The 24,365-nt window shown below is 68.1% G+C and carries 28 protein-coding genes; 13 read left to right on the forward strand and 15 right to left on the reverse strand.

The window, feature by feature from the left end:
• Positions 1–50: 50 nt before the first annotated feature.
• The 4 genes from ABD333_RS43755 (at position 51) to ABD333_RS43770 (ending at position 5,339) form a co-directional block, all read left to right on the forward strand.
• Positions 51–845: an IclR family transcriptional regulator gene (locus ABD333_RS43755; protein WP_344548643.1), complete on the forward strand. Its 795-nt coding sequence runs from the start codon at positions 51–53 to the stop codon at positions 843–845.
• Between the two features lie 521 nt (positions 846–1,366).
• Positions 1,367–2,512 (forward strand): ABC transporter substrate-binding protein, encoded by a 1,146-nt coding sequence (locus ABD333_RS43760; RefSeq protein ID WP_344548645.1) that lies wholly within the window; start codon positions 1,367–1,369, stop codon positions 2,510–2,512.
• Entirely contained in the window at positions 2,509–4,269 is a 1,761-nt protein-coding gene (locus ABD333_RS43765) for an ABC transporter permease (RefSeq protein WP_344548647.1), read from the forward strand. The genes ABD333_RS43760 and ABD333_RS43765 overlap by 4 nt, the downstream gene beginning before the upstream one ends.
• Positions 4,266–5,339: an ABC transporter ATP-binding protein gene (locus tag ABD333_RS43770; protein WP_344548649.1), complete on the forward strand. Its 1,074-nt coding sequence runs from the start codon at positions 4,266–4,268 to the stop codon at positions 5,337–5,339. The genes ABD333_RS43765 and ABD333_RS43770 overlap by 4 nt, the downstream gene beginning before the upstream one ends.
• Before the next feature lie 24 nt (positions 5,340–5,363).
• On the opposite strand, the gene ABD333_RS43775 is transcribed toward ABD333_RS43770, so the two are convergent.
• From ABD333_RS43775 to ABD333_RS43795, 5 genes are all read right to left on the reverse strand, one after another.
• Complete coding sequence (locus ABD333_RS43775; protein ID WP_344548651.1) at positions 5,364–5,660, reverse strand: beta-ketoacyl-[acyl-carrier-protein] synthase family protein; 297 nt, start codon at positions 5,658–5,660, stop codon at positions 5,364–5,366.
• 64 nt (positions 5,661–5,724) lie between these two features.
• Positions 5,725–6,831, reverse strand: a complete 1,107-nt coding sequence (locus ABD333_RS43780) for a helix-turn-helix domain-containing protein (protein ID WP_344548654.1) — start codon at positions 6,829–6,831, stop codon at positions 5,725–5,727.
• 263 nt (positions 6,832–7,094) lie between these two features.
• Positions 7,095–8,111: a CU044_5270 family protein gene (locus ABD333_RS43785; RefSeq protein WP_344548656.1), complete on the reverse strand. Its 1,017-nt coding sequence runs from the start codon at positions 8,109–8,111 to the stop codon at positions 7,095–7,097.
• Positions 8,112–8,113: 2 nt separating this feature from the next.
• Positions 8,114–8,686 (reverse strand): RNA polymerase sigma factor, encoded by a 573-nt coding sequence (locus ABD333_RS43790; protein ID WP_344548658.1) that lies wholly within the window; start codon positions 8,684–8,686, stop codon positions 8,114–8,116.
• 1,443 nt (positions 8,687–10,129) lie between these two features.
• Complete coding sequence (locus tag ABD333_RS43795; RefSeq protein WP_344548660.1) at positions 10,130–10,546, reverse strand: hypothetical protein; 417 nt, start codon at positions 10,544–10,546, stop codon at positions 10,130–10,132.
• Between the two features lie 278 nt (positions 10,547–10,824).
• Between ABD333_RS43795 and ABD333_RS43800 the strand changes: the two genes are divergently transcribed.
• The gene (locus ABD333_RS43800; protein WP_344548662.1) at positions 10,825–11,106 is read left to right on the forward strand and encodes a hypothetical protein; all 282 of its coding nucleotides are present in this window, start codon (positions 10,825–10,827) and stop codon (positions 11,104–11,106) included.
• Positions 11,107–11,692: 586 nt separating this feature from the next.
• Here the strand turns inward: ABD333_RS43800 and ABD333_RS43805 are convergent.
• Complete coding sequence (locus ABD333_RS43805) at positions 11,693–12,292, reverse strand: hypothetical protein (RefSeq protein ID WP_344548664.1); 600 nt, start codon at positions 12,290–12,292, stop codon at positions 11,693–11,695.
• Positions 12,293–12,660: 368 nt separating this feature from the next.
• Here ABD333_RS43805 and ABD333_RS43810 point away from each other — a divergent pair, with 368 nt between their 5' ends.
• Positions 12,661–13,296 carry a hypothetical protein gene (locus ABD333_RS43810; RefSeq protein ID WP_344548666.1) on the forward strand — a complete coding sequence of 212 codons (636 nt, stop codon included), beginning with the start codon at positions 12,661–12,663 and terminating at the stop codon, positions 13,294–13,296.
• Between the two features lie 488 nt (positions 13,297–13,784).
• Here ABD333_RS43810 and ABD333_RS43815 read toward each other — a convergent pair whose 3' ends face one another.
• The 3 genes from ABD333_RS43815 to ABD333_RS43825 form a co-directional block, all read right to left on the reverse strand.
• Positions 13,785–14,054, reverse strand: a complete 270-nt coding sequence (locus tag ABD333_RS43815) for a MerR family transcriptional regulator (protein WP_344548766.1) — start codon at positions 14,052–14,054, stop codon at positions 13,785–13,787.
• Positions 14,055–14,699: 645 nt separating this feature from the next.
• Complete coding sequence (locus ABD333_RS43820) at positions 14,700–15,797, reverse strand: WD40 repeat domain-containing protein (RefSeq protein WP_344548668.1); 1,098 nt, start codon at positions 15,795–15,797, stop codon at positions 14,700–14,702.
• Positions 15,794–16,333: a SigE family RNA polymerase sigma factor gene (locus tag ABD333_RS43825; protein WP_344548670.1), complete on the reverse strand. Its 540-nt coding sequence runs from the start codon at positions 16,331–16,333 to the stop codon at positions 15,794–15,796. The genes ABD333_RS43820 and ABD333_RS43825 overlap by 4 nt, the downstream gene beginning before the upstream one ends.
• 144 nt (positions 16,334–16,477) lie before the next feature.
• On the opposite strand from ABD333_RS43825, the gene ABD333_RS43830 reads away from it, so the two are divergent.
• From ABD333_RS43830 to ABD333_RS43840, 3 genes are all read left to right on the forward strand, one after another.
• Positions 16,478–16,804, forward strand: coding sequence for a hypothetical protein (locus ABD333_RS43830; RefSeq protein WP_344548672.1), 327 nt, complete (start codon positions 16,478–16,480; stop codon positions 16,802–16,804).
• A 10-nt stretch (positions 16,805–16,814) separates the two neighbouring features.
• Positions 16,815–16,928, forward strand: a complete 114-nt coding sequence (locus ABD333_RS47850) for a hypothetical protein (protein WP_344548674.1) — start codon at positions 16,815–16,817, stop codon at positions 16,926–16,928.
• 190 nt (positions 16,929–17,118) lie between these two features.
• Positions 17,119–18,114, forward strand: coding sequence for a methyltransferase domain-containing protein (locus tag ABD333_RS43840; RefSeq protein ID WP_344548676.1), 996 nt, complete (start codon positions 17,119–17,121; stop codon positions 18,112–18,114).
• A gap of 358 nt (positions 18,115–18,472) precedes the next feature.
• Here ABD333_RS43840 and ABD333_RS43845 read toward each other — a convergent pair whose 3' ends face one another.
• The 5 genes from ABD333_RS43845 to ABD333_RS47755 form a co-directional block, all read right to left on the reverse strand.
• Positions 18,473–19,123 carry a phosphotransferase gene (locus ABD333_RS43845; protein ID WP_344548678.1) on the reverse strand — a complete coding sequence of 217 codons (651 nt, stop codon included), beginning with the start codon at positions 19,121–19,123 and terminating at the stop codon, positions 18,473–18,475.
• A 141-nt stretch (positions 19,124–19,264) separates the two neighbouring features.
• On the reverse strand, positions 19,265–19,603 hold the full coding sequence (locus tag ABD333_RS43850) for a glycine-rich domain-containing protein (RefSeq protein WP_344548680.1): 339 nt from the start codon (positions 19,601–19,603) through the stop codon (positions 19,265–19,267).
• 215 nt (positions 19,604–19,818) lie between these two features.
• Complete coding sequence (locus ABD333_RS43855; RefSeq protein ID WP_344548682.1) at positions 19,819–20,055, reverse strand: hypothetical protein; 237 nt, start codon at positions 20,053–20,055, stop codon at positions 19,819–19,821.
• Between the two features lie 435 nt (positions 20,056–20,490).
• Positions 20,491–21,651, reverse strand: a complete 1,161-nt coding sequence (locus ABD333_RS43860) for a helix-turn-helix domain-containing protein (protein ID WP_344548684.1) — start codon at positions 21,649–21,651, stop codon at positions 20,491–20,493.
• The gene (locus tag ABD333_RS47755; protein ID WP_425546966.1) at positions 21,572–22,435 is read right to left on the reverse strand and encodes a 2'-5' RNA ligase family protein; all 864 of its coding nucleotides are present in this window, start codon (positions 22,433–22,435) and stop codon (positions 21,572–21,574) included. The genes ABD333_RS43860 and ABD333_RS47755 overlap by 80 nt, the downstream gene beginning before the upstream one ends.
• On the opposite strand from ABD333_RS47755, the gene ABD333_RS43870 reads away from it, so the two are divergent.
• From ABD333_RS43870 to ABD333_RS43885, 4 genes are all read left to right on the forward strand, one after another.
• Positions 22,434–22,583, forward strand: a complete 150-nt coding sequence (locus ABD333_RS43870) for a hypothetical protein (protein ID WP_344548688.1) — start codon at positions 22,434–22,436, stop codon at positions 22,581–22,583. The genes ABD333_RS47755 and ABD333_RS43870 overlap by 2 nt on opposite strands.
• Positions 22,584–22,748: 165 nt before the next feature.
• Entirely contained in the window at positions 22,749–22,919 is a 171-nt protein-coding gene (locus tag ABD333_RS43875; protein ID WP_344548690.1) for a hypothetical protein, read from the forward strand.
• Positions 22,916–23,461 (forward strand): DUF6879 family protein, encoded by a 546-nt coding sequence (locus ABD333_RS43880; RefSeq protein WP_344548692.1) that lies wholly within the window; start codon positions 22,916–22,918, stop codon positions 23,459–23,461. Before ABD333_RS43875 ends, ABD333_RS43880 begins: the two co-directional genes overlap by 4 nt.
• 9 nt (positions 23,462–23,470) lie before the next feature.
• Positions 23,471–23,719 carry a helix-turn-helix domain-containing protein gene (locus ABD333_RS43885; protein ID WP_344548694.1) on the forward strand — a complete coding sequence of 83 codons (249 nt, stop codon included), beginning with the start codon at positions 23,471–23,473 and terminating at the stop codon, positions 23,717–23,719.
• 192 nt (positions 23,720–23,911) lie between these two features.
• Here the strand turns inward: ABD333_RS43885 and ABD333_RS43890 are convergent, their stop codons facing one another.
• Entirely contained in the window at positions 23,912–24,334 is a 423-nt protein-coding gene (locus ABD333_RS43890) for a hypothetical protein (protein WP_344548696.1), read from the reverse strand.
• Positions 24,335–24,365: the final 31 nt, after the last annotated feature.

Consider the following 24,365-nt stretch of genomic DNA (forward strand, 5'->3'; position numbering starts at 1 on the left):
GATGCACCGAGCCGGGGTTGAATACCTACAATTCGTGTAACGTCTCCTGCATGACAGGACAGCGGTCCGCCCGGTCGAGCGGTTATCGGGAGCGCAACTCCACCGCCGACCGCGCCCTGGACATCCTCCAGCTCTTCGACGACTCCCGGCTCGTGGTGACCGGCCAGGACGTCGCGGACCAGCTCGGGGTCGCCCGTTCGACCGCGTACCGCTATCTGCAGAGCCTGGTCTCGTCCGGCTTCATAGAGGAGCAGCGGCCCGCCGGCTACCGGCTCGGCCCGCGGGTCTTCGAGCTCGCCCGGCTGGCCCGCAAGGGCATCGGGCTGTCGGAGATCGCCCGCCCGGTGATGCGGGAACTGGTGGAGACGGTCGGCGAGGCGGTGCTGCTGACCCGCCGTGCGGGTGCGACGGTGGTCTGCTTGGAACGCGAGGAGACCGACCACCCGGTGCGGCTCTCCTACGAACGCGGCCATGTCCTGCCGATCAACGCGGGCGCGGCGGCCCTGGTGTTGCTGGCCTGGGCGTCCGACGCCGAGATCACCGACGTGATCGAGCAGAGCGGGCTCCCGCGGTTCACCGGGGCGACGGTGACGGACGCGAACGTGCTGCGCGAACGGCTGGCCACGATCAAGGCCGAGGGGGTGGCCGTGACGCGCGGTGAGCTGGACGCCGACGTCCTGGGCATCGCCGCGCCGATTCGCGACTCCGGCGACGCGGTGGTCGCCGCGGTGAGCATCGCGGCGCTGTCACACCGCGTTCCCGACGAGCGCGTGGACGAGGTGGCGGACGCCGTCCGAGCGGCCGCCACCGAAATCACCAACCGTCTCACCGTCGTCACGTCCTGACCGAACGGCCCGCCGTCGTCACGTCCCGACCGACCATCTCGTCGTCGTCGCGTTCCGACCGGACCGCTCGCTCGTGGTCACGTCCCGACCGACAACCCGCCGCCGTCACGTCCCGACCCAACAGCCCGCGGTCGTCACGTCCCGAACGATCCGCTGTCGTCACGTCCCGACCGACCCGTCTCGCCGTCGTCACGTCCCGGTCGGACGGGCCGCTGTGGTTGCGTCCTGATCGGACGGGCCGCTGGTTACGGTGTGACGGGCTGGGGTCTGTAAGGCCATGATTCCGCGTACAGCGGCCTCGAAGCGTCTCCGAGGCCGCTGTTTTTTGTCCCTCCGGGCACGTCTTTTCGCAGGCCCCGGTGAAGCACGTCTTCCCAGCTCAGAGCGGTGTCTCGTATGTTAGGAACTGTGTCGCCCATCACAGGACAACCCCCCGGACCCCTTGTCCTGACTCCACCTCAGTTGCATAATTCAGGACTACTGTCCCGCAAAACGGGACAGTTCCGAGGAGGAGGGTTCGGATGAGGCTCCAACTGGGCAGGCCCGGGCGGCTGAGGTCGCGGCCCGTCATCACGGCCGTGACACTGGGGGCACTGATCGCGGCGGCCACGGCCGGCTGCGGGTCGGACGGCGGTGACAAGGTCGCCGCCACCCAGGCCGCCGACGCCGCCAAGCAGCGCCTGGCCGCCAACCCGGCGCTCGCCGAACTGGTCGCGGCCGCCAAGAAGGAGGGCGCGCTCGACCTCAACTGGGGCTTCGACGGGCGCGACACCGGCAAGGTCCTGATCGACACGTTCAAGCAGGCGTACGGGCTGGACATCAAGATCACGCTGACCCCGAACCAGAACCAGCCCGGCAACGCGGCCAAGCTGTCGCAGGAGTACAAGGCCAAGTCGCCCGCCTCGACCGACGCCTACCTCGGCAGCCCCGAGCTCGTCCTCGGCCTCGGGTCCAAGCGCGACGACGTGCTGGAGAAGGTCGACTGGGCCAAGTTCGCGCCGTGGACCAAGGGACTGGCGAATTCCGACAGCACCGCGCTGACGTTCGTGGACTTGATTCCCGGCTTCACCTACAACACCACCCAGCTCGACCAACCGCCAACTACGGCGCAGGACGTGCTCAAGGTCGGCAAGCCGGTCGCCAGCACCCCGTACGCGGCGCAGTTCAACGTGCTCGGCGCCAAGGAGGGCATGGGCGCGGCCGGCCTGCGCACGTACCTGGGCAACTTCAAGGCCGCGGGCTTCCTCGGCTGCGGCGAGCTCAACCGCATCGCGTCGGGCGAGTTCGCCGCGATGTGGATCTCGTGCGGCAAGAACATCGCCGACGTGTTCGCCGCGCAGGGCGCGCCGCTGAAGACGGCGGTGCTCAAGGACGCCGCGATCACCTCCACCCGCTACGTCGCCGTTCCCAAGAACGCCCGGCACCCGAACGCCGCGAAGCTGTGGGTCACCTGGCTGCTGACGCCGGAGGCCCAGAAGGTCGTCTTCAAGCACGACTTCGCCGACAACCGCCGCATTGCCGGCAGCCAGACCGCCAAGCAGCTCGCCGAGTTCGAGGGGCAGGGGGTGCGGTTCACGCGGGTCGACTACGAGTTCACCCTCGCCCATCCCGAGCTCTACAACCCCAGGTTCAAGGGTGAGCTGATCAAACTCCTGACGGCCAAATGACCCAGCTCAAGACCCGTCCGGACGACCTCACCACGGCCGAGGCATCGCGGGCGCCGCGGCGGAGGCCGACCGCCACGGGCGTGCTCGCGGCCCTGATCAGCGTGCCCGCGCTGTGCGTGGCGGGACTGCTCGCGCTCGTGGTCTACCTCGGCTTCCGCACGCAGGGTTCGCCGGACGGCGCGTTTACCCTGGGCAACCACCGGGCGCTCTTCGGCGACGCCCAGGTGTGGGACGTCGTGCAGAACACCGTCGTCTACGTCGCCGTGACCCTTGTCGTGGCGCTGTTCTTCGGCACCGCGATCGCGCTGCTGGTGGAACGCACCGACTTCGGCTGGGGCCGGACGCTCGGCACGGTGATGGTGCTGCGCATCCTCATCCCCGGCTTCTTCACCGCGATGGGCTGGATCTTCCTGTTCCATCCGCGCATCGGCGCGATCAACCAGTGGCTCATGGAGGCGTTCGGGCTGTCGAAGGCCCCGGTGAACATCGTGTCGCTGGTCGGCATGGGCTTCGTCGAGGGGCTCGCGCTGTCGGCGCTGGTCTTCACGATGGTGTCGAGCGGCCTGCGCGCTCTGGACGGGTCGCTGGAGGAGGCCGCGCGGGCGTCCGGCGCCGGGCCGTGGACGGTGCTGCGCCGGGTGACGCTGCCGCTGATCTACCCCAGCCTGCTGGGCGCGGCGCTCTTCGCGGGCACGATCGCGATCTCGTCGCTGGACATCCCGCTGATCATGGGTCTGTCGAACCGGATCTACGTCTTCAGCAGCTATCTCTACGTGGCGACCAACCCGTCCGCCGGGCAGCCGGAGTACGGGGTGCCCGCGGCGTTCAGCGGCGTGATGATCCTGCTCGGGCTGGCGTTCAGCCTCTGGTACCAGCGGACGCTGCGTTCGGGCCGCAAGTACCAGGTCGTGGCCGGCAAGGGCCACCGGCCGGCCCGCATCCAGCTGGGCCGCTGGCGGTGGGCGGCGTGGCTGCTGGTCGGCGGCTACTTCCTCTGGTCGATCGTGCTGCCGATGCTGATGGTCGTCTGGATCTCGCTGCTGCCGTTCGTCCAGAAGCCGTCGGCCACGGCGTTCGAGGTGGTGTCGCTCGACAACTACCGGCACCTGGACTGGTCGTTCGTCGGGCGCGGCCTGGAGACGTCGGCGAAGCTCATGGTGCTCGCGCCGACGCTGGCGGTGCTGATGAGCCTGGCGTTCGCGTTCGTCGTGGTCCGGTCGCGGGCCCGTCACCGGTACGTGTACGACCTGGTGGCGTTCCTGCCGCAGGCCGTGCCGAGCACGGTCTTCGCGTTCGGCGCCATGATCGCCGCGCTGTACTGGACCGAGGGCTGGTACGGGCTGTACGGCACGCTGACGCTGCTGGTCGTGGTGACCGCGCTCATCCAGCTCGCGTTCGGCACCCGCATGTTCAACGCCGGGCTCCTGCAGATCCACGTCGAGCTGGAGGAGGCCGCCGCGATGTCGGGCGCGTCCACCTGGACGGCCGTCCGCCGGATCACGCTGCCGCTGCTGCGCCCGGTGCTGACGTACACGTGGCTGTGGCTGGCGCTGCTCACCCTGCGCGACCTGACCGTGCCGACGCTCATCGGCGGCCAGGACACCCTGACGCTCTCGGTGGCGTCCTGGACGCTCTTCAGTACCGGCCAGGTGGGCGCGTCCTCGGCCCTCACCCTGCTGATGATCGGTTTCATGACCCCGGTCGTCGTGCTGTTCCTCCTGCTCACGCGTAAGAACGAAGGAAAGGCGATCTCATGACGGGCACACCGCTCGCGGTCGCGGGGCTGCGCAAGGGGTTCGCCGACCGCGGCACCACCGTGCAGGCCGTCGACGACGTCGGCTTCGAGATCCGCGAGGGCGAGGTCTACACGCTGCTCGGCCCGTCCGGCTGCGGCAAGACCTCGACGCTGCGCGCCGTCGCCGGGCTCGAACGCCCGGACGCGGGCCGCATCGTCATCGACGGCACCGTGGTGACCGACACGGGCCGCTTCGTCCCTCCCAACCGCCGCGACATCGGCATGGTGTTCCAGAGCTACGGCATCTGGCCGCACATGAACGTCTTCGACAACGCCGCGTTCCCCCTCCAGGTGGCGAAGGTCCCGAAGAAGGAGATCAAGAAGCGGGTCGAGGACGCGCTCGCGGCCGTTCACCTCCCGGGCTACGAGGGCCGGATGGCGACGCAGCTGTCCGGCGGCCAGCAGCAGCGGCTCGCCCTGGCACGCGCCCTCGTCCGCCGCCCCAAGCTCCTCCTGCTGGACGAGCCGCTGTCCAACCTGGACGCCAAGCTGCGGCAGGCGATGCGGGCGGAGCTGGCGAGCCTCCAGCAGGAGCTCGGCATCACCACCCTCTTCGTCACGCACGACCAGGACGAGGCACTCAGCATGTCCACCCGGATCGCCGTCATGCAGGCCGGAAAGATCGTCCAAGAGGGAACGCCCCGCGAGGTCTACCAGCGCCCGGCGACCCGCTTCGTGGCCGACTTCGTGGGCACCACCAACTTCCTGGAGGGCACCCGCGCGGCCGCCGGGCGCATCGATACCCCGACCGGCTCGTTCGACGTCACCTCCGACCCGGGCACGTCGCCAGGCGAAGACGTACTCCTGGCGGTACGCCCCGAAGCCGTACGGCTGCACCTCTCCGAACCGGCGATACCGAACGTCGTCAAGGGCGAGGTGGAGCGGGTGATGTTCGTCGGCGAATGCGTCGACTGCCACGTCCGCGTCGGCGACTCGACCTGGGTCACACGCCAGGACCCCCACCTGACCGCCGACCCGGGAGCCACAGTGTGGCTGGAACTACCCGCCGACCGAATCTCAGTCATCACCTGACCGTCCGGCGCCTCGCCCTCATCGTCACCGCGCCTCTCTCTTCACGGTGCTGACGACCAGTGCCGCGTTGAATCCGCCGTGGCCGCGTGCGATCACGAGCGCGTGCCGGACATCCGCCGGTCTGGGCTCTCCGGTGACCAGATCGAGGTCGTACGCCGGTGGCAGGTCGGGCTGGTAGGGCACGCCGGGAATGAGGCCGTGGCGCATGATCAAGAGAGCGCAGGCGACGTCCAGGTCGGGTCGGCCGTCGACGAGGACCACGCCTATCTGTTCGGGCGCGAGTCCGGCGTCGTCCAGAGCGCCCGCGATCGCCCGGCCCAACGTGCCCGGCCGCGGCGAAGCGGGTGGAGGGTCGAAGGTCGCCGCAAGGGAATGAGGCGAAGAGTCACGCGTGAAGCGCGGCGGCCTGCCGCGCGATGCGCTCGGACCCGATCCGTTCGGCCAGCCCGGCCAGCTCGACGGCCAAGCGCCCGGCCTCCTCCCGCTCGCGCGCCTGCAGGTACGCACGACCGAGCTGGTAAACGAACTCCCCCGCCCACTCCGACTCCCGCATCTCCGCCGGAAGCTCACCCAAGCCCCGAGTCAGGAACTCGACGGCCTCGGCGTTGCGGCTCGGATCGGTGCGACCGAGAATCCGGTAGGCCACGCCGTGCTCCATGGTGAAGAACCCGGGCGCGAAGTAGTAATACTCCCAGGGGCGTCCGTTCTCGGGCCGCTGCCCCTCGGCCTCCTCGGCGGCGAGGCTGGTGAGCCGATCGACTTCGTCGGCGTCACCCAGCAGGGCATGGCCCCGGGATTCCTGGTAGAGGTCGTACACCCGTCCCACGGAGTCGCGGAGCCGCTGGCCTGCCTGGGACAGGCCGATCAGGGGTCCGATCTGCCCGGCCCGTTCGGCGACGTACCCGCGCCATGACATGACCGCACCGACCATGGCCCGGTCACCGCGCTCGCTCGCCCACTCCAGCGTCATGCCGAGGTAGCCGAGCGCCCGGTCGGGGCGGCCCACGTTCGCGTGCAGCCAGCCGGCGAACTGCGACCATTGCGCGCCGACGTCGAGCAGCGGCGCCCGCATCGGACCGCGCGCCTCCTTCACCATCTCCGCCACAGCACGCACCTGCGCGCGCACCGGCTCGATGAGCGGGGCAGAGCCGACGACGTCCTCCGTCCGGCGTTGCGCGGAGAGAATGGTCGCCAGGTTGTCCACCACGGTCATGTCGGCACGGGTCGGCTTCCTGGCAGCCAAGAGGAGGCGTTCCTCGTCCTCCGGAGTCAGATCCCCGTTCGTCGCCTTCCGAAGCCGTGACGCCATCACCAGCGCGCCCCCGGCTCCGAGCAGCTCGTCAAGCCGCTGGGCGAGCTCGGGAGACGGGGGCTTGCGGTCGTTGGATATCCGCGACAGGTGGCCGGGGTCGCAGGGCACCGCTTTGGCGAGCTTGCGCAGGCTGATCTCCCGCTCGGCCATGAGCTGACGCAGCGTCTCTCCGAACGTCATCGCCTCACCCGTTTCGCCCCGGGTTGACCCGTCTTTTCGTTGCCCGCCACCGGTCGGGCAACAGGTCAACATCTCCACCGTAGCCTGGTGAGGATCGGATGAACCCCGGACGAACCGCAGTGAGCGTTGCGCGCACGGCCCCTCGCGCGATGTGCAGGAACCTGGTGTACGCGCGAATTGTGAAGGGCCCCGCCCGAGCGGCGGGGCCCCTTTCGTGCCGGTGCTCGAACGTGAACGGCCGACGAACCGTTCACGTTCACGCTTTAGGGGAGGGTGGGGATCCTCGGGTCGCTGTCGGTCCAGCCGGCCTGAAGGTACAGCACCTTGTCGACCTTGCCGGGAACGCTGGGAACGGTGCGCGAGGTGCTCAGCACGAGCGAGGAACGCGGGTCGATGATCACGGTGTCGGCGACGCGGCGCATGACCCGAACGTGCAGCCCGAATCCCTTGCGGCCGCGCTCGTCGGTGACCTCGCCCATGGCGGTGACCCCGGGCATGGCGGCGAGCATCCGGTAGGCGGCGGCGCGCACCTTCGGCGTTGCGGGGACGAAGCTGAGCAGGTCGGTCACGCAGTTCTTCAAGACCTCGTCCGCGGTGTCGCCCGCGGTGCGATGGTTGCGCGGGATCGCCCGCTTCAGAGCGCTCTTCAGCTTGCCGGGCTCGGTTGGCAGCGCCTGGACCTGCTTGAACGTCATCTCCCTGTCGCAGACCAGGAAGGTCTTCGTCCCGGTCTCCTTGATGAGCACGGGCGAGATCGGGTTCGGGTCGGGCGAGCCGTCCCGCCGGAAGGCGGGCGCGTCCTTGGCGGTCATGGGCACGCCGCCGAGTCCCCGGTGTCCAGTCCAGGACCGGCCGTCAGGTCGGCTCCACACCCCGATCAGCTGCCGCCCGAGCATCCAGTAGTCTCCCGGCTCGTTCCAGAAGGCGCTCGACTGCACCGTCAGGACGTGCCAGTACTTGCCGGTCGCCGGTGCGGCCTCCGCGTGCTCGGCGGCGGCGAGCAGCACGGTCTTGGCCGACATCGGCTGCGCGGCGGCGGGCCCGGGGTCGGAATCGGGCGCGCGCGGGGTGGTCCCAGACGACAGGACGACGGCCCCCGTGACGACGGCGGCTGTGGCGGCCAGGCCGAAGCCGCTCCACAGTGCGGGACGCCGCCAGGCGCGGCGCGCCGGCCGCTCCGGCTCGCGCACCCCGTTGAGGAGGCGATGGCGAACGGCGGCCTCGCTCTCCGGCGTGGGCGGCTCATCCAGCATCGTGGCGATCATTTGGAATTCGTCCATGGTCACAGTCCTTCCGTGTGCGCGGGCAAAGCGGCGCGCAGCTTCTTGCGCGCCCGGTTCAGGCGGGAGCCGACGGTGCCGTACGGGATGCCGAGGACGTCGGCGATCTCCTCGTGGGTGAGCTGGGCAAGGGCCTTGAGCAGCACGACGTCGCGGTCCTTGGGGGCCAACGCGGCGAGCGCGCGGGCCAGCGACGGCTGGAGCCGTTCGGCCGACACCGAGGCCGCGACCCGGTCGTCGTGGCCGCCGGGGTGGCGGTCCACGCCGACCTGCGCGAGCACCTGGTAGCGGCGGGTCTCGGTGCGGCGGTGCTGGGCGATGAGATTGGTCGCGATGCCGAACAGCCAGGGCCGGACGGACCCGCGGGACGGGTCGAAGGCGGCACGGCCGCGGAACGCGGCGAGGAAGGTCTCGGCCACAACGTCGTCGGCCGTCTGCGGGCCGAGGCGACCGGCGACGTAGCGGTGGACATCGGCGTAATGCCGGTCGTAGACGGCGGTGAAGCGGTCGGTGTCGCGGACGGACGCGGCGAGCAGTTCCGCGTCCGTCGGGGCCGTGTCGGGTGGAGCGGTCACGCTGCCGCCCTTTCCGTTGGGTCCGGCATGGGCACCTCCAAGAGGATGGTCATCACTTCTACTTCGCTCGCCCCCCGGATCGCTTTCACGCGGGCCCGGCGACCTTTCCGGTGCCGACGGGCGCGGCGGCAGGACGGGGGACGCCGCGCAGCGCGACCGCGGCGAACACGGAAGACCCGCTCACAACGTTCATCCGGGATGAGCAACCACCAAGCCGAGCAGCACGAGATGGGGTTCGGGCGATCGGTGATCGTCGTGTGATCCCGCCGTGGCGCCCTCGTTGGTGTCACAACGAGACATTGAAGACATGCTGGTCGGCGACTGCTTTCACGTGGTGTGCGGGAACTGAGAGCAGAGCCGAGGCCGGACGTGACCAGAACCGCACGTTCCGCCGAGGTGACCGCCGCCCGCGTGCGTGAGGGCGCCTGTCTCCTCGCAATGATCCACCCGTCAATGCCCGTCTTCGCCGCTCGGCGACGCGGAACGCAACAAGGCTTCCGAGCCCGCCGTCCACACCGCGTTCGCGGAGTACCTGGCCGTCGACCTCACGGCGCTCAGCGACCGGGGCGCTCGGGGCGCACCGCTACTTCCTCCGCATCCAGATCGAACGGACGTACTAGGAGAACAAGATAAAGCGACTGCGTCTGGACCGTTGATCTTGAGTGTGGGCGGTGTGGCCCGGTGATCTGACCTGGTCGCAGTCTGGTTGGGCCCTCAGCAGGGTTCACAAACGAGCGCCGAGCGCGCTCTGACTGTGGGGCCGCCCGACCAAGCCGGCCCCGGCGCTTACCGGGTCGGGGCGTCGCATTGCGGGTCGGGGCGTCGCATTGCGGGTCGGGGCGTCGCATTGCGGGTCATGGTTGCGCTTGCGGGCATGCGTTTCCAGTGGGACTGGCTGAACCCAGTGGTACAGACGCCATACGTTCCAACTCTGGGCCCGTACGTCCCCAAGCCCTCTCTGCGGACCTGTTCGAGGCCGTGGCCATGGCCTGGGGCCCACCAGAACGGCGCCGCCAATAAAGTGCTCCAAGCCCGAGCAAACGCGGCCTCCGAACGCCTGTACCTATCCGAAGGCCTCACCACACTGGGATTCGTGAGCGTCCGGGATCTCAGCTAGCACAGAAGCCAGGACAAGCGTCACCGGCAGGCAGCTGTAAGTACTTGAGACATCCCGTCCTCATGCCGTTGATCAGCTTCTCATCGGCATGAGTCAGTCCTTGGGCGCGGAGATGACAGGAATTCAGCCCGGTCAGGAGGACATTCCCCGCCGACCAGCGGAGCGGTTCGCCGCGAATCTGCCCGTCGCTCGCCGTTCCGGCGTATCGTGCGCGTCGGCCCGAGTCCGGATGGACTCGGGCCGACGTCCCGGAGCCACCGGGCAGTGAGGCGGTGCGATCGGCGGGGAGCCAGCCCACCCGCCCGCCGAACCACGGCGTCAGTTGATCAGTAGCCCCGGTACTGCAGGCATCCGGTCGAGTAGTTGCGCTTGCCGAGAACGAGCAGCGCCTGATAGCAACCGCGCTTGAGCCGCTCGATCCCGCCGACCTCTGATTGCGAGCCGGGCTTCACGGCCAACGTGCGCATGTGCGCGTACTTCTTGCCAGGTCGGCGCATGTAGTACGCGACGAGGCGCATGCGGCCCTTGAGCTTGACGTAGTGGGCGGTCACGGCGCCGTACTTCTTGTTCTTCCCTGGCCGTACCCCGACGCAGAAGAAGCCCTCGGGAACGGTCTTGCACTTCTCCCTGACCGGCGCGGCAGCCGCGGCGGGCGCATCTGCCCGCGCGGTCGACGGTGAAGCGGAGGCCGAGGCCGAGGCCGAGGGGGCGTTGACGAGAGTGGCCGAGACGGCAGCGGCCACCCCGATCGCCGCCAGCTTGCTTGCTCGTCCGCTGATGCGGTGGTGTGCGGCTGAGGCCGCCGGAACTCGCAGCTTCTTAATAAGACAACTCCTTTGTTGTGGCCCTCCGCGGGCCAGGCAACACAAGTCCATTCCACGGCCGTCTTGGCCACGTCATGGCCGTGTCCCGATCTCGTGACACGACCGCACCAGGCTGATGGCGTCTCAATCTCAGGATTGAGAGCGAATCCGTCCGTCTGCAGGAGGTTCTTGGGGTGCCGACGCGGTTGGCTGAGGTCATGACATTCGAGCCGTCCGAGGAGGATGTCGATGAACGGGTCGGCATCTTCGAGCTCACGCTCTGCTTGATCCCCGGGTTGATCGGCCGTGGGCTGCACTGGGTCTCTGACCAGGGCTTGTGGGCGTGGGCTGGCAACGGCTTCTTTGTTCTTGGGGCACTGGCGCTCGTGCTCGTCGTCATTCAAGCCGTGCGCAAGGGCGTGGTCTGGGGCGACATAGCCGGCCTGGCCGCTGCTCTTGCTGCCATCGCGATGCTGGACTGGCTCGACTGGTGGTTCTAGGGGGCCTCGCGGTGCGACGGGAACACCGAGCGGCAGCAAGTCAGGTCGAACCGCCACTCGGACCCACGCCTCATCGGCCTCGCGCATCCGGCTCTCGTCCAACCTCAAGCCATGTCCAGCGCCTTGGACCACGAGGCGTCGACTGTTGCTGAACGCACCGGCGGCCCCCAGGCTCACGTAGCCATGGAACACGCTGCCTAGCAGCCGTACCGGGCACGTACCGCACGGTCCGGCTGCCGGGACCTGCGGTTGTTGACCGCTAGGTCCCGGGTGTTCGCTGGACAGCTCCCCAGATCGCCCACTGATGACAAAGGACGCAACTGGTGGCAAAGCGCCAGGGCCATCGAACGTAGAGAGAAATCTAACGGCGGTCGGGCCAGGCGCTCAGCAACGCCGTCATAGCGTCAATTCGGGGCGCGACGCAACTCGAATCTTTGAGTGAATCGAGTGCCGGTATAACCCGTTCACAAGACATTCCAGCATTAAGGCTTACCCAAAACCCCCACCGACTAGCGCTTCCGCAGGTCAGTGCGCCACTATGGACGTATGGGATAGGGGTTTCGGGTAAGCCTCATTTAATGCTCAGTCAGGGTTTGACGCAGATTCCCTTCCTGTTCTTCTTGAAGGCCTTGGCGATGCTGCGTGGGGTCGCTCTCGCTGACGGAGGGCTGTACCGCGGGGGGAACTTGATGATCACGAGGCCCAAGGCCCGATAGGCGCGCTTGCTCGACACACAGGCGAGGTCGCCGCCGGTCCGGGCCTTGCGGAAGCCTCTGCCCGTGCTCGCCTTGCCCGCTCGGCGGCCATCGGTCATCCGTGAACTGACCGTGACGAGCGTCGCTCCGGCACCCACGCCGGTGCAGGTGACCGACAGGTGTGCGTTGATCTTCCGCTTCTTCGAGCTCGCCCCGGGATGCGGAGAGTCATAGGGCCTGTTGCCCTTGAACGAGCCCGTGCAGGTGATTCTCGCGGCGGCGCCGCCCTGGAGGCTCGCCCCGGTCGACTGGGCCGTGATAGTGAAGGTCTCGTCATCGACGGCGGAGCCCTGAGACACTTCCGCGCCGAGGCTTCCAGCGACGGGCGCGGCCGGAGAGCCGGGGCTGGCGTGGACGGGTGATGGAGAGAACGAGGCTGCGCTAATCGCGAGGGCCGTGGAAAAGCAGGTCATCCTCAATAGCTTCTTCATCTTGCCTCCTGCTGCGTAGGGGCAGTCATGGGGGAAAATATCAGGAGCTGACCACATTCTCAAATGATGAGACCAATTACCATGAGGGCGGGATGTAAGTTGTCACGGCACATCGGTTGCGTCGACAGATCCAGCCTTCCCTCAGCCACCCCCGCTACCTCGTCGCGGGACGGGGGCACGATAGCCGACATGGCCGCGGGGCATAACGCACTGTATCGACACGAAGCACAGCGAACGAGATAATTTTCGTCAATCGCCCGTTCTATAGGGCTTTGTGCACGTCAGGCAGCAAAACGCCCTCCGCGACCGCCCTCACCGTCTCACAATCCGAGAATGCGGTCGGCCCTGGGGCAATATAGGTTTGTCTCATGATCGAACGCATCGCCCCGGATCAGCTCGCCTGGTTCGCCGCCTGGGTCGCTGCCTCGGCCGAACAGGCTGACGGCCCTCCGCTGCCGGCGGCCTACGAACGTACGATCGCGGTGCTTCATCCCGGCGCCGAACCGGCCACAAGCGGCCTGACGGCGCCCTTCCATGGGCCGTCCTCAGCCGAAGGACACCCGTCGGACACGCAGAAGACCGTCCTCGACCGGATCCTCCTCACGACCACCGGCCCCGGCGCCCCTGCCTGCCTGGCGTCCTATGACGCTGACCCTGGCTCCGGCACCGAACTCCTCATCACTTCCACCGGTCCCGGTCCGGCGTCGCCGCCAGACAACGCCGTGTCCGCCGACAGCCCCGGCGACTCGTCGCTCGACGATCTGGCCGAACGGGCAAGCGGGCACATCGCCTACCTCCTCGTCGCCGGCCCCCTCCAGGACCTGGTGTACACCGCATGGGAGGCCCGCTGGGACTACGAACAGCCCGTGACGATGCTCTGGCCCGCCGACCGCACCTGGTGCCTGTCAAGCGACCCCGACCTCTCGTACACCGTGGTCGGCTGCGACGAGACGCTCGCCGCCCGCCTCCTCGCCGAGCCCATCCTGCGCGCACGACCGATGTGATCCAACAGTCGCCCTTCGTTTCCCGGGCTCCAGCGGCCAAGCGGCACGTCCCGGGCTCCACGGGCCAGACCGACGAGCAGCACGTACCGGGCTCCACGGGCCAGACCGACAAGCAGCACGTACCGGGCTCCGGCCAGACCGACTAGCGGCACGTCCCGGGCTCCACGGGCCAGACCGACGAGCAGCACGTACCAGGCTCCACGGCCAGACCGACTAGCGGCACGGCCGAATTACCTGGCGAGGACGGTGTGCAGGTCGGCGTCGACGGGGGTCCCGTCCTGTTGGGTGAGGCGACCGCGCCGTGAGCCGCACAACGCCAACAGGATCCGCTCGTCAGGCATCGCGCTGTGCGGGTACGGCTCGTGATGGCATCGCCGCACACCGGGCGGCCGGTTCGGATCCCAGTCTCAGTTCCGATTACCGCACGGCCGAATTCGTCCTGGGCCCCGCCCGCGCGACCCTCGCCGCCCGCGCCCTGGGACGACGTATCAGGTGGGGGGTTGGTCGGTGTGTTGGCGGAGTTGGGCGTTGATGCGTTGGGCTTCGGCGAGCTGGTCTTCCAGGATGATGATGCGGCAGGCCGCGTCCAGGGGGGTGCCTTGGTCGACCAGGTCGCGGGCGCGCTGGGCCAGGCGTAGCTGGTAGCGGGAGTAGCGCCGGTGGCCGCCGGGTGATCGTTGCGGGACGAACAGGTTGGCGGCGTCCAGGTTGCGCAGGAAGGCGGGGGTGACATCGAGGAGCTCGGCGGCGCGGCCCATGCTGTAGGCCGGGTAGTCCTCGTCGTTGAGCCTGTCGTCAAGCTGGTCGTCCAGCGTGACGGCGCGGTCCTTGAGATTTCCGGCCGGGGTGTGGCCGGGTCGTGCGGTGTGAGGTTCCATCAACCCTTCCGTGCTCGTCGCGGAAGTGGTTGCCGGGGAAGTCGCTGAGGGCCCCGGTGCCAACTGCGGCACCGGGGCCCCTTTTGAGGTACAACACCATCTATCCGGCCGTACGGCCGGTCCTGCTCCGCGTCAGCCGCTCGCCAGAGCGGGGACGCGGGGATCGCGAATGCGTGACCGTAGACCACCACCTTGTCCGTGGAACTGCGGTACCCGCGCGGCGTCAACACAGCCTGCGACGGGCGATCCCGATGGCGCCGAACACTCCCTTCCTCGACATCACTACCTGTACTTCGTGCCATGTTGCGCGCGGCCCGTTGGCCGCCTGGCCCGATACCGGCTGCCAGGGCCCCTTGCACTGCGTTGGCCCCGGCACGTCCGGCTCGTGCCATCCATCTCACCGGGCAGTTCGTCCTCTGCCACGTCTCATGGACTTGTTTCTCTTCGATGACAGGAACTCTACCCGACGTTTCCTCGAAAATCTACCTTGATCCATGCAGGTTTTCGTAGATCAGCGGCGGCGGTTCACCACGAGGCGTCTTCGTACTCCTCGTGGGTCTTGGTGATCCACGAGAACCTGCCGTTGTCGACACGTCCGAGCCTGCCGTCGTCGACCTGGAGGAAGTGGTTACCGGAGGCGTCCGTCTTGACGAAGAACGAGTCGACGGGAAGGCGGGCCGTCCAACCCGTGGGTTCTCCCGTACGAGCCGAGAGCCCGGCGAGTGCGGACTCTGGAACGTCGTCGGGTCCGTATTCCGCGCCCTGGACCTGTGCCGTCAGCGTCTCGCCGTCCGGGTTGAACGTGAAGACGTTCATCTCGCCGTGGGCCGGGATTCCGGGGCCGGACACTTCGATCGTGCGCAGGGGGCGGGAGGCCAGCAGGTCCGTGCCGTCGCGGGAGGTGTCCAGGAGGCGCAGGGTGGCCTTCTTGGTCAGGGCCTGTCCGTCCCACCACAGGAAGCCGAGGGTGCGGTTGTCGGGTGACCAGGACACGCTCTTGATCCAGCCGGAGCCGGGGGCGCTCCACGTCCGGCGGGCACCGGTCCTGGCGTCGATGACGACGGCCGTGGTGCGCGGGTGGCTCTGCAGGCCGACGAGGGCGACCTTCGAGCCGTCGGGGGCGGCGGCGAATCCGTTCTCGGAGCCGAACGAGTGCACGGCCAGCCGGACCGCCCCTCCGGGCAGCGGCCGGGGCCGGGAGGGTGATCCGTCCGCCGCGATCTCGACCCGGTAGAGCAGGTACTCGTCCTTGCCGGCCGCGGCGGCGAGGAAGAACGTCCGGCGGTCGGCGGTGGCGGCCACTCCCTCGTAACGGCCTTGGGCGGCGGGAACGTCGGCGACCTTCCGGCCGGTGCCGTCCAGCACCACGGCCTGCCCTTTGCGGATCGCGAGGAGATGGGTGGGAGCTCCCGCGAACGCCGTCCTGTCGGGCTCGTCGGACGGCTTGGGGATCAGTGTCGTGACCCCGAAGACGACGAGGGCCAGCGCGGCGGCGACCGCGAGCGGGGCCATCCAGGTGAACCTGCGCCTCGGCGGAACGGTCAGCGGTACGAGCGAATCGGGCGCCACGGTCTGCGCCGCGTCGTCGAGGGCGGCGCGCAGGCGGTCTTCGGTCCTGGTCATGCTTCTTCCCCGAGGCGCTTGGCGAGCGCCGTGAGCGCCCGCGAGGTGGTGGATTTCACGGTTCCCCGGCTGACACCCATGGCCTCGGCGATCTCGCCCTCGTCGAGCTCCAGGTAGTAGCGGAGTATGAGCGCCTCGCGTTGCCGTTGGGGCAGGCGGCGCAGCGCGAGGAAGACCTCGCGGCGGTCTTCGCCGAGCAGCACCGCCGATTCGGCCGACCACACCGGAGGTTCGTGCGTCCGTCCGACGCGTAGGGCGAGCTTGCGACGGCGTAGCACCGACCGGCACTTGTTCACCACGGCGGCGCGGATGTAGGGGAGCATCCGGTCGTGTTCGGTCAGCTTGTCGATCCTGCGGTGCAGGTCGACGAACGCGTCCTGGACGACGTCCTCGGCCGTCGCCCGGTCACCGACGATCAGAAGCGCGGTGCGGACGAGGGCGAGCTGGTGCTCGCGGAACAGCGAGGTCAGGACCTCCGCCGCCGGCGATGCGGCCGCGTGCTCGCCCGGCGTCGATCTCGATCTGGCATGACTCATCGCTGCCACTATGTCGATTTCCACGTCCCTTACACGCACAAGTCCCCGTTTGGTTGCTCGCCCGAGCCATACGAAAGACCTGCAACAGGAGGGTCGGCGGGGGCATGGGGAGGCGACCGCGGCATCCGGGGTTCCTCGTTGGATATGGCGAAGGGGCAGCAGTTCGCCCTCTACAGCGAATACTTCGTGGTCCTCGCGGCCAACTCCGACGAGCACGACCGCCTCTTGCGCCCGCCCGGAGCCTATGACGCAACCTGCGCGAGGTCGTGCGTCGCGACATCCCGATCAGGTCGAGCTCGTCAGGTCTTCGACGACCAGGACATCGACGGCGCCGTCGAGCAGATCCTCGGGATCGGCATCACGAACTACAACGTCGACGACGCCCGCCCGGTCGGTCGAGCACTCGGCCGAGGGCGGACTCGACGACCTATGCGGCATGTGCGGAGACGGCCGCGCGGCGATCGACACTAACGGGCGCCTGATGCCGTGCGTGCTCGGCCGCGACTTCGACGCCGGCAACGTTCGCGAGTCCGCGCTCGCCGCGCTGCTCACCGGCGACCGCTGGGTCGAGGTCGTCGACGCGATCCCGGGTTAGGCGGATCGGTGCGGTCAATCTGAGCCGATGGACTGGAAACCGCACGCCGAAAGGCTCGCCGAGCAGGTCACCCCATGCCACGTCGCGGTGGCGCCCGGTCGTCGCGGCCATCCCACGGCACGAGTTCGTGCCGCGCTGGTGGACATCGCTCGTACCGGCGCCTGGTCCCTACGGCTCGGCGATCTGGGAAGTGCGCATCGGGGCGGCTGACCGTGACTCCTGGCGGGACACGGCCTACACCGATCGGTCGTTCGTCACCCGGGTCAGCGGGGTCCATGCCGACGATGCCGATCCCGGCAATCGAGCGATCGGCGCTCCGACGTCTTCGGCCACGCTCCCGAGTCTGCTGGTGTCGATGTTCCAGCACGCCCGCATTATCGACGGCATGCACGTGCTCGACGTCGGTACCGGATCGGGCTACGGCACGGCCGTGCTCGCCGCGCGTCTAGGCGGCGACCGGGTCACCTCGATCGACGTCGACCCTTACCTCGTCGCGCCGGCCGAGGAACGCCTCGACCGCGCCGGATACCGTCCCATCGTCCGGACGCTGGATGCTACCGGGCCGCTCGACGGCGAGTGGGATCGGATCATCGCGACCGTCTCGGTTCGGCCGATCCCTACGTCGTGGCTCGCCGCGCTACGTCCCGGCGGCCGACTGGTCACCTCGATCGCGGGCGCCGGTCTGCTGCTCACGGCCGACCGCACGCCCGACGGTGGCGCTGAGGGCCGCATCGAATGGGACCGAGCCGGGTTCATGACCACGCGGACCGGCCTTGACTACCCGCCCGAGCTCGTCGACCGAATCGAAGTGGCACGCACCGCCGAGGGCGAGCACGTCGCCGCCGGCCGCTTCCCGGTCGTCAACGTGATGGAAGCGTGGGACCTGTGGTCCATGCTCGGGGTCACCGCACCCGGCATCGACCACGACTACCGGGAAGGATGCGACACCCGAACCGCGATCATGGCGCACCCCGACGGTTCCTGGACGCGTGCCGTCGAAGCGCCCGACGGTCAGGTGACCGTGCACCAGGGTGGGCCACGCCGCCTGTGGGATCTGCTCGACGCCATCCGGACACGATGGCTCCGTGAGGGGCACCTACCGGTGAACGGCGCCCACGCGATGGTCGCGCCCGATGGGGCGATAACCCGGCGCCGCGGACGGTGGTCGACGACCATCGCCGATTGACGAGCGTCGGCGCTTCGGGGAGCACCATCGCACACTCCTACACCTCAGATGTTGCGACAACCCCTTGAACTCAGGTCGGGTTTGGGGCGGGAGCCCCGATGAGGCTGTCCGAGCGCAGCGAGGGCCTTGTTATGGGGAAGGCGCGGTGCGTTGGCACCGCGCCTTCGGGCTACTGGACGGGCTGGTAGGCCGAAGTCGATCGACTTGCCAGCGGCTTTCCTCGCAGAGCCACCCCGAACCAAGCGCCGGTCCCAGCAGCCGTGTAACACCCTTGTGGGAACCCTACGAACGATCGAGCCGAAACCGGCCCCAGGTCGTCCCGACCGGGGCCATCAAGAGCGTTAGGTGGTGCCAGACCCTACAAACCTCGGTAGGCGGCCCATGTCTTAGCGGTGGCCGCTAGTTCGACCCAGGCAGGCCGGGGCTCTCGCTGTACGGCTCGTTCCCACAGCCGAAGGTGGAGCGTGGCGAAGGCGTCGATCCCTTCGGCGGGCGCGGTCTTCCACGCGGGAATCTGAGCGACCCATCGCTCAGCGTCGGCGGGGTGGTGGCCAGCAGCGATCAGGCGGACCGCGAGGAACGCCAGATCCACCCAGGCGGCGCCCTTACAGCTCCAGGCCCAATCGACCAGATAGGCCCGCTCTTGGGTGATGAGCACGTTCGCCCTGTTGAAGTCGGTGTGCAGCAGCGCATCACCGGCCAATAGCCCGGCGTCCCCTAGCTGGGACCAACGACGCTCGAACGGCAACGTCGTTACCGCAGGTCGCGGGGTCTGCTGAAGGTGCCCGATCAGCTCAGCAAGCTTCGGCAGGTCCCCAGATCCAGGACCGTAGTCGATCGGCCGGGCGTCCAGATGCTCGAACGCCAGCAGCCGCCACCCCCCGGCCTCCACATCGAACAGAAGCCGGGGGGCAAGCGCGGACACATGTGGGCTGACCGCAGCCTCGTTGCGCAGGCTTCTACGCGCCCGCTCATCGGCCGACCCCTTGACGAAGACCCGACCCCGCACTGTGTGCAGGGTCGAAGTGATCTCGGAATTGATCCCAGCATCCGAGGGGTCTTCCCGGTCCACCTTGCCCGCGCGGGCCTCTACGGCCGCACGCAGATCAGCGGGTAGGTCAAGCCAAGGGGTACGGGGCAACGTCAGTCCCTAAGGTGAGTCGGTGCATCCGGCGTGACACTGCGAGCAATCGCCAGCCACGGGCCACAGCTCGTCATCGACCACCAGGCCCAGGTCGCGCATGGCCGCGAGGGTAGCGGCGACCGCAGGCGCGTGGACCTCCAACGCGCCGCTCTGGGGAACGTGGTGGACGTACCGGCCCGCGACCCGATCGCAGAACTCGATGTACTCGCGAGTGTGCAGGATGAACATGTGCCATCCCAGGTCGACCATCCGCGACGGGGCCAGCTTGGTCCCCTCGTTGTTGGCGCAGGCGAACAGGAACGCCAGCGTCTGAACCATGACGCGGTCGGCCAGAGCCGAACTCAACAGGTTCTCTCTCGCGAGACCATCAACGAGCCGACCGAACACCTCCGAGTCGATCAGGTCACGAGGATCAGTGACAGTCTGCGTCACGTGAACAGGCATCGGGCTTCCTCCTAAGAAGCCTCAGGACGCGGCCGGTTACCGCGTCTGAACCTCCGGGCGGACAGATCACGGGAATCGTTGGAGAACGAACTGACACCACCCGCCCGGAGGAATCTCTACGGCGGTGAATGCTCCGGCAGGTCACGGCACGCGGAGCCGTCCATCAGATCCTCGGCCGCATCGAGCAACTGATAGATGACGTCGCCGGGAAGGCTTTCGGGATCGCTGTCCAACGCCGCCAGATGCTCTTGGGTGTAGCAGTCGATCAAAGCCACGGTGCCCGGGAACATCCCGTGCCTGACGAGAGCCTCCTGATAGGCGACCTTCACGACCTCGACGGCAAGCCGCATCACGATCCGCTGGATCTGCGGGGCAGTAGCACCATCCATCTCACGTGCTCCCCGCGATGAAACCGAGCACGAACGCGACCGCCATACACACCGCGCCGTAACCGATGATCGCGACAGCGATCTCCATCAGGTTCGAAGGAAGAATGGCGATCACGACGGAACCCCGGGAAACGACCGCGTTCGCTGATCCCACCGGACCGGCCGCGAAACATGCTCGATCTCGGTCATCTCGTACACCGACCACAGCAGCAGCCAGCGTTCCCGGTGCCCTTGCCGGAGCACCTCCGCACGCTGCTGCGGAGTCTGTGTAGAGGGAGCGTCGTTGGTGCGTGGCCTGTCGAAGCTCATGACAGCGAAATTAAGACGCCCTACAGGGCCTGTCATTGGCAGTCTGAACAGGGCACAGCCCGAAGTACCCCCCAGCGCTATTTGCTGAGGTCAGTACTCCAAATGGACGAAGTCAGCCAGCTCTCGCATCTCAGGTGTAAGCGTCCGCCGCTTGGTCACGATCTTGCCAAGGACATCTCGCGCCATGCGCTGATTGACGATCCATTCCGGACTGATCGCTCGTACTTCTTGCAGGACCTCAAACGCGTCTGTGTATTGCTTGAGCTGCACGTTCGCCTTCGCCACGTCGAGTCGGTGGCGGTTCCGGCTGGAGGCCCTGGCCCTGAATCCCGACTTGGGGATCTTCTCAGACAGCACTAGGACACGATCGGGCCGATCCTCGATCATGTAGTTTTCAGCCCGCCGGGTCGCTACGGCGATTGGGCCAAATGTACGCAACGGATCAGACGGAGGAGCCCACTCGTTCTTCAAGGTAACTGCTGCGGCCTGGGCAAACCGCAATGCGTCTTCTGCTTCGCCCGGTTCGTTGTTCCTGGATGCTGCCGTCGCCACACGCAACAGCAGTCCGCCCCACGCCGCGAGCTCCTCCGGCGTGGCGCGCGAAAGTCGAGGCTCGATCTCATCCGCTGAGCGGACGGCCAGTTCGAGTGTCGCGGCTAGGTCTCCCCGGCGCATCAACAGCCAGCAACGGGTGTTGAAGATCGCTGCCTCTTCGAGCCTGCCCGGCGCATCATCAAGCGCACGCCGCAAGGCGATGTCCGCCGCATCGAACTGACGGGTTGAGATCAGAAGCAAGCCGGCCAGGTGCAAGACACGGGAGCGCACGGGCCGTCCCGGCTTACCCAAGGCTTCGGCATCCCGGAGGAGGGAAGGAAGCAACGCCCCGAGTTGGCTGTACTTGTTATCCGTGAAGAGTGGCTCGGCGGCTTCCACCGCACTCCGCACGCCTTCAACCGTGGGCGTCTCTTCAGGTTGACCGTTCCGCCTGAGCAAGGCGTCTCTCACCGGCGCCCATTGGCCGGCCGTCGTCTCCTTGTGCTCTGGCCGGACGATCAGGCCGGACGTGGAGACCTCGAGAGCGCGAGCGAGCTTTCGGAGCGTCTCAAGCCTCGTGTCGTCGCGCTCGTTCTGTTCGAGCTTCCGGATCAACGACAAGGAGACTCCTGACAGGTCAGCGAGATCCTTTTGCGTGAGCCCCCTCCGCTTGCGCACAGATCGAAGACGGTCCGCGAGGTTCGGCGTCACGCTCATACACCCATAGTAGGGACCGACCGCCACGATCCCGGGTCTGTCGGCTCACTCCCCACAGAGGGGGCTGAAGGGACTCCAAGGTCCTCCGGCGGGCTGGGAATCGGCCGACCGTGAGGGCCGTGCGCACGTCCCAGGGGTAGAGTCGCCCGACGCGCACCTGCTCGACGAGATGAACCTCGTGAACACGCAGGGCGCGGGGTTCCGGCCGAGCAGCGAGCGCGTCGAGAACGGGCTCTGCCGGGCCGTCGCCATGGCTGTAGGCGACCGAGACATGTGGCGTCCACTCGGGCTCGTCCGCGAGCTGATGCACGCGAACGGACTCGGCGACGGCGTCGCGGATCGCCTCGCGAACGGGATCGAGATCCTGCGGCGGGTGGATGCCGAGCATGACGGCCTCGCTGTGGAACCACAGCCGGCCCAGTTGGACCGCGACCGGCGCCAGAGCCGCGAAGCGGAGCCGCGTCTCGTGGATCATCTGCTCGACCTCGGTAGAGCTGATCTCGTCCGCGAACCCGACGATCTGCGTGGTCATGTGCAGCCACTCCTCGGGGACCATGTCCAGACCGGCCAGCTTGTCCTGGCACTGGCGGACGACGTCGCGGGCATCGGGCTGGTCGTGCAGCAGGATGTGCAAGACGAGCAGACACCGACCGGGCCGTACTCCCGGGCGCCACCACCAATGGTCGGACATGCGGGTCGGGTAAGGGCTCACGAAGTCTCCGCGCGGGTGATGTGCTCCAGCGATCCGGACTGGAACGCCCGTACCCGCTGAGAACGCCGGCATGGGGATCGCCCTCGAAGCGGCTGTGGCCGAGCCGCTGGGCGACTTCGGACATGCGGCCGATGATGGTCACGACGCGGAACTCCTGGCCGAGATCAGCGGTCTGACCGTCGCGGCCCGGAAGGCGTACCCAGCGCCCGCCCCTGGGTGACAGGGTGCGGTTGCCACGCGTTTCCGTGTGGCTGTAGGGCGATTGACGGGCTGACGGAAGTGCACTCAGGCTGCCGCGGGTGGGCAAGTCCCCGCAAGCAGCTAGGTGGAGGTAAGACCATGCGGCCACGGTTCCTCGGACTCAGACCAAGGTGGCTGCCCAGCGATGTACGCCACTGACTGCGGTACGTACGTGGTCCAAGGGAAGATCGTCACTGATACGGCAGCGATCGGCGACGTCCGCGACCTCGCCGAGGACGAGACCGTGGTGGAGATCGAACCGTCTCTCGTCCGGCACCTGATCGAGCACTACTACGACCACCACACGAAGGGATGACCGTGGCCGACCTGCTGACGGGGGATGCCTTCGGCGCGATGTTCCATGCCGTCCGGCGCTCGGCGTTCCGGCTGGAGACGCGCGACCGCTACAACGCGCCGTCCGAGCAGGAGCCGATACGGCGGTTCCTGGCCGGCGACCCGGACGAGGATTACCTGCTCGGCGCGCACGAGTGGGGAGCGATGACGCGGGCCGCGGCGGCCGAGGGCCGCCCGTTCCGTCGCGTCCGAGTGGTGACGGTCCCGCTCGGTGACTACTCGCGCTATGCACTCTGGTCTGTTCAGGGGAACCTCCGGGCCGGTGAGCGGATCCGGTATCTCAAGCGCGGCCTGGCCGAGGCGCTCGGCCTGCCGGTCAGGCCGCCGCATGACGCCTGGTTGCTCGATGATGATCGAGTCGCCGTCCTGCACTTCGACACTGATGACCGCCTGCTCGGCGCCGAACTGGTCGACGACGCGGCCACCGTCGAGCAACACCAGAAGTGGCGAGACATCGCGTGGAAAGCGTCCGCCACCCGGGACGAGTTCCTTCGGAGCGTGTGACCGGTTCACATGTCTACATCTCCCCAGCAACCACGCGAGGCGCTCGGCGTGCGGCTGCGCGGGCTGCGAAAGGACTCGCGGCTCCCGCAGCGGCGCCTCGCCGAACTCGCCGGCTGGCACGAGAGCAGGGTCTCGAAGCTCGAGCTTGGCAAGCAGACGCCCAGCAAAGACGATCTCCGCACGTGGTCGACGAGGCGCAGGAGCTGTTCACCGACCCCGCGTACAAGGACGAGGCCGCCGATCTGTGCACGCGGCTGATCAAGAAAGGTCGCGCGTACGGCATCATCCTGATCCTGCTCATCCAGAACCCCGACGCCCCGTCGCTACCGTCGTCGGTGTCGTCCAGGGTCGGCACCCGGCTCTGCTTGGCGGCGATGGACTGGCGCGCGAACAACAACGTGCTCGGCACCGGCGCCCACGAGCGCGGGCTACGCGCCACCGAGATCTCGGTCAGCGAGCAGAGCACTCCGTGGCCGCGAGGGCGGCACCGTACGCGCCGCGTTCATCAAGCAGACCGAGGCCGAACACATCGGCAAGCGGGCGCTCGCACTGCGCATCGCCGCCGGGACGCTCACCGGTCAGGCCGCGGGCGAGGCGTCCGACCCGGTCGACCAGAGCGACCTCATCGACCACATCCGTGAGGTATGGCTGGCGGTTGAGAACGCGGTGCACTCGGCCCGCCTCATCGAAGCCCTCGCCGCCTACCGCCCGGAGATCTATGGGACGTGGCTGAATGTCGAAGGGCTCGACGAGACGCAGCTGCGCAGGGGCCCGCGCGGCGGCGTCCACGACGCTCGCGAGCGCGTTGAAGCCGTACGGAGTGGCGACCCGCCAGATCAACCGGCGGGGTGCCGGCGGCGGCGCGAAGGGCATCCGACTGAAGACCTTCCGACACGGCAGAAGG

The sequence above is a fragment of the Actinomadura fulvescens genome, assembly GCF_039533225.1.
GTDB classification, from domain to species: domain Bacteria; phylum Actinomycetota; class Actinomycetes; order Streptosporangiales; family Streptosporangiaceae; genus Spirillospora; species Spirillospora fulvescens.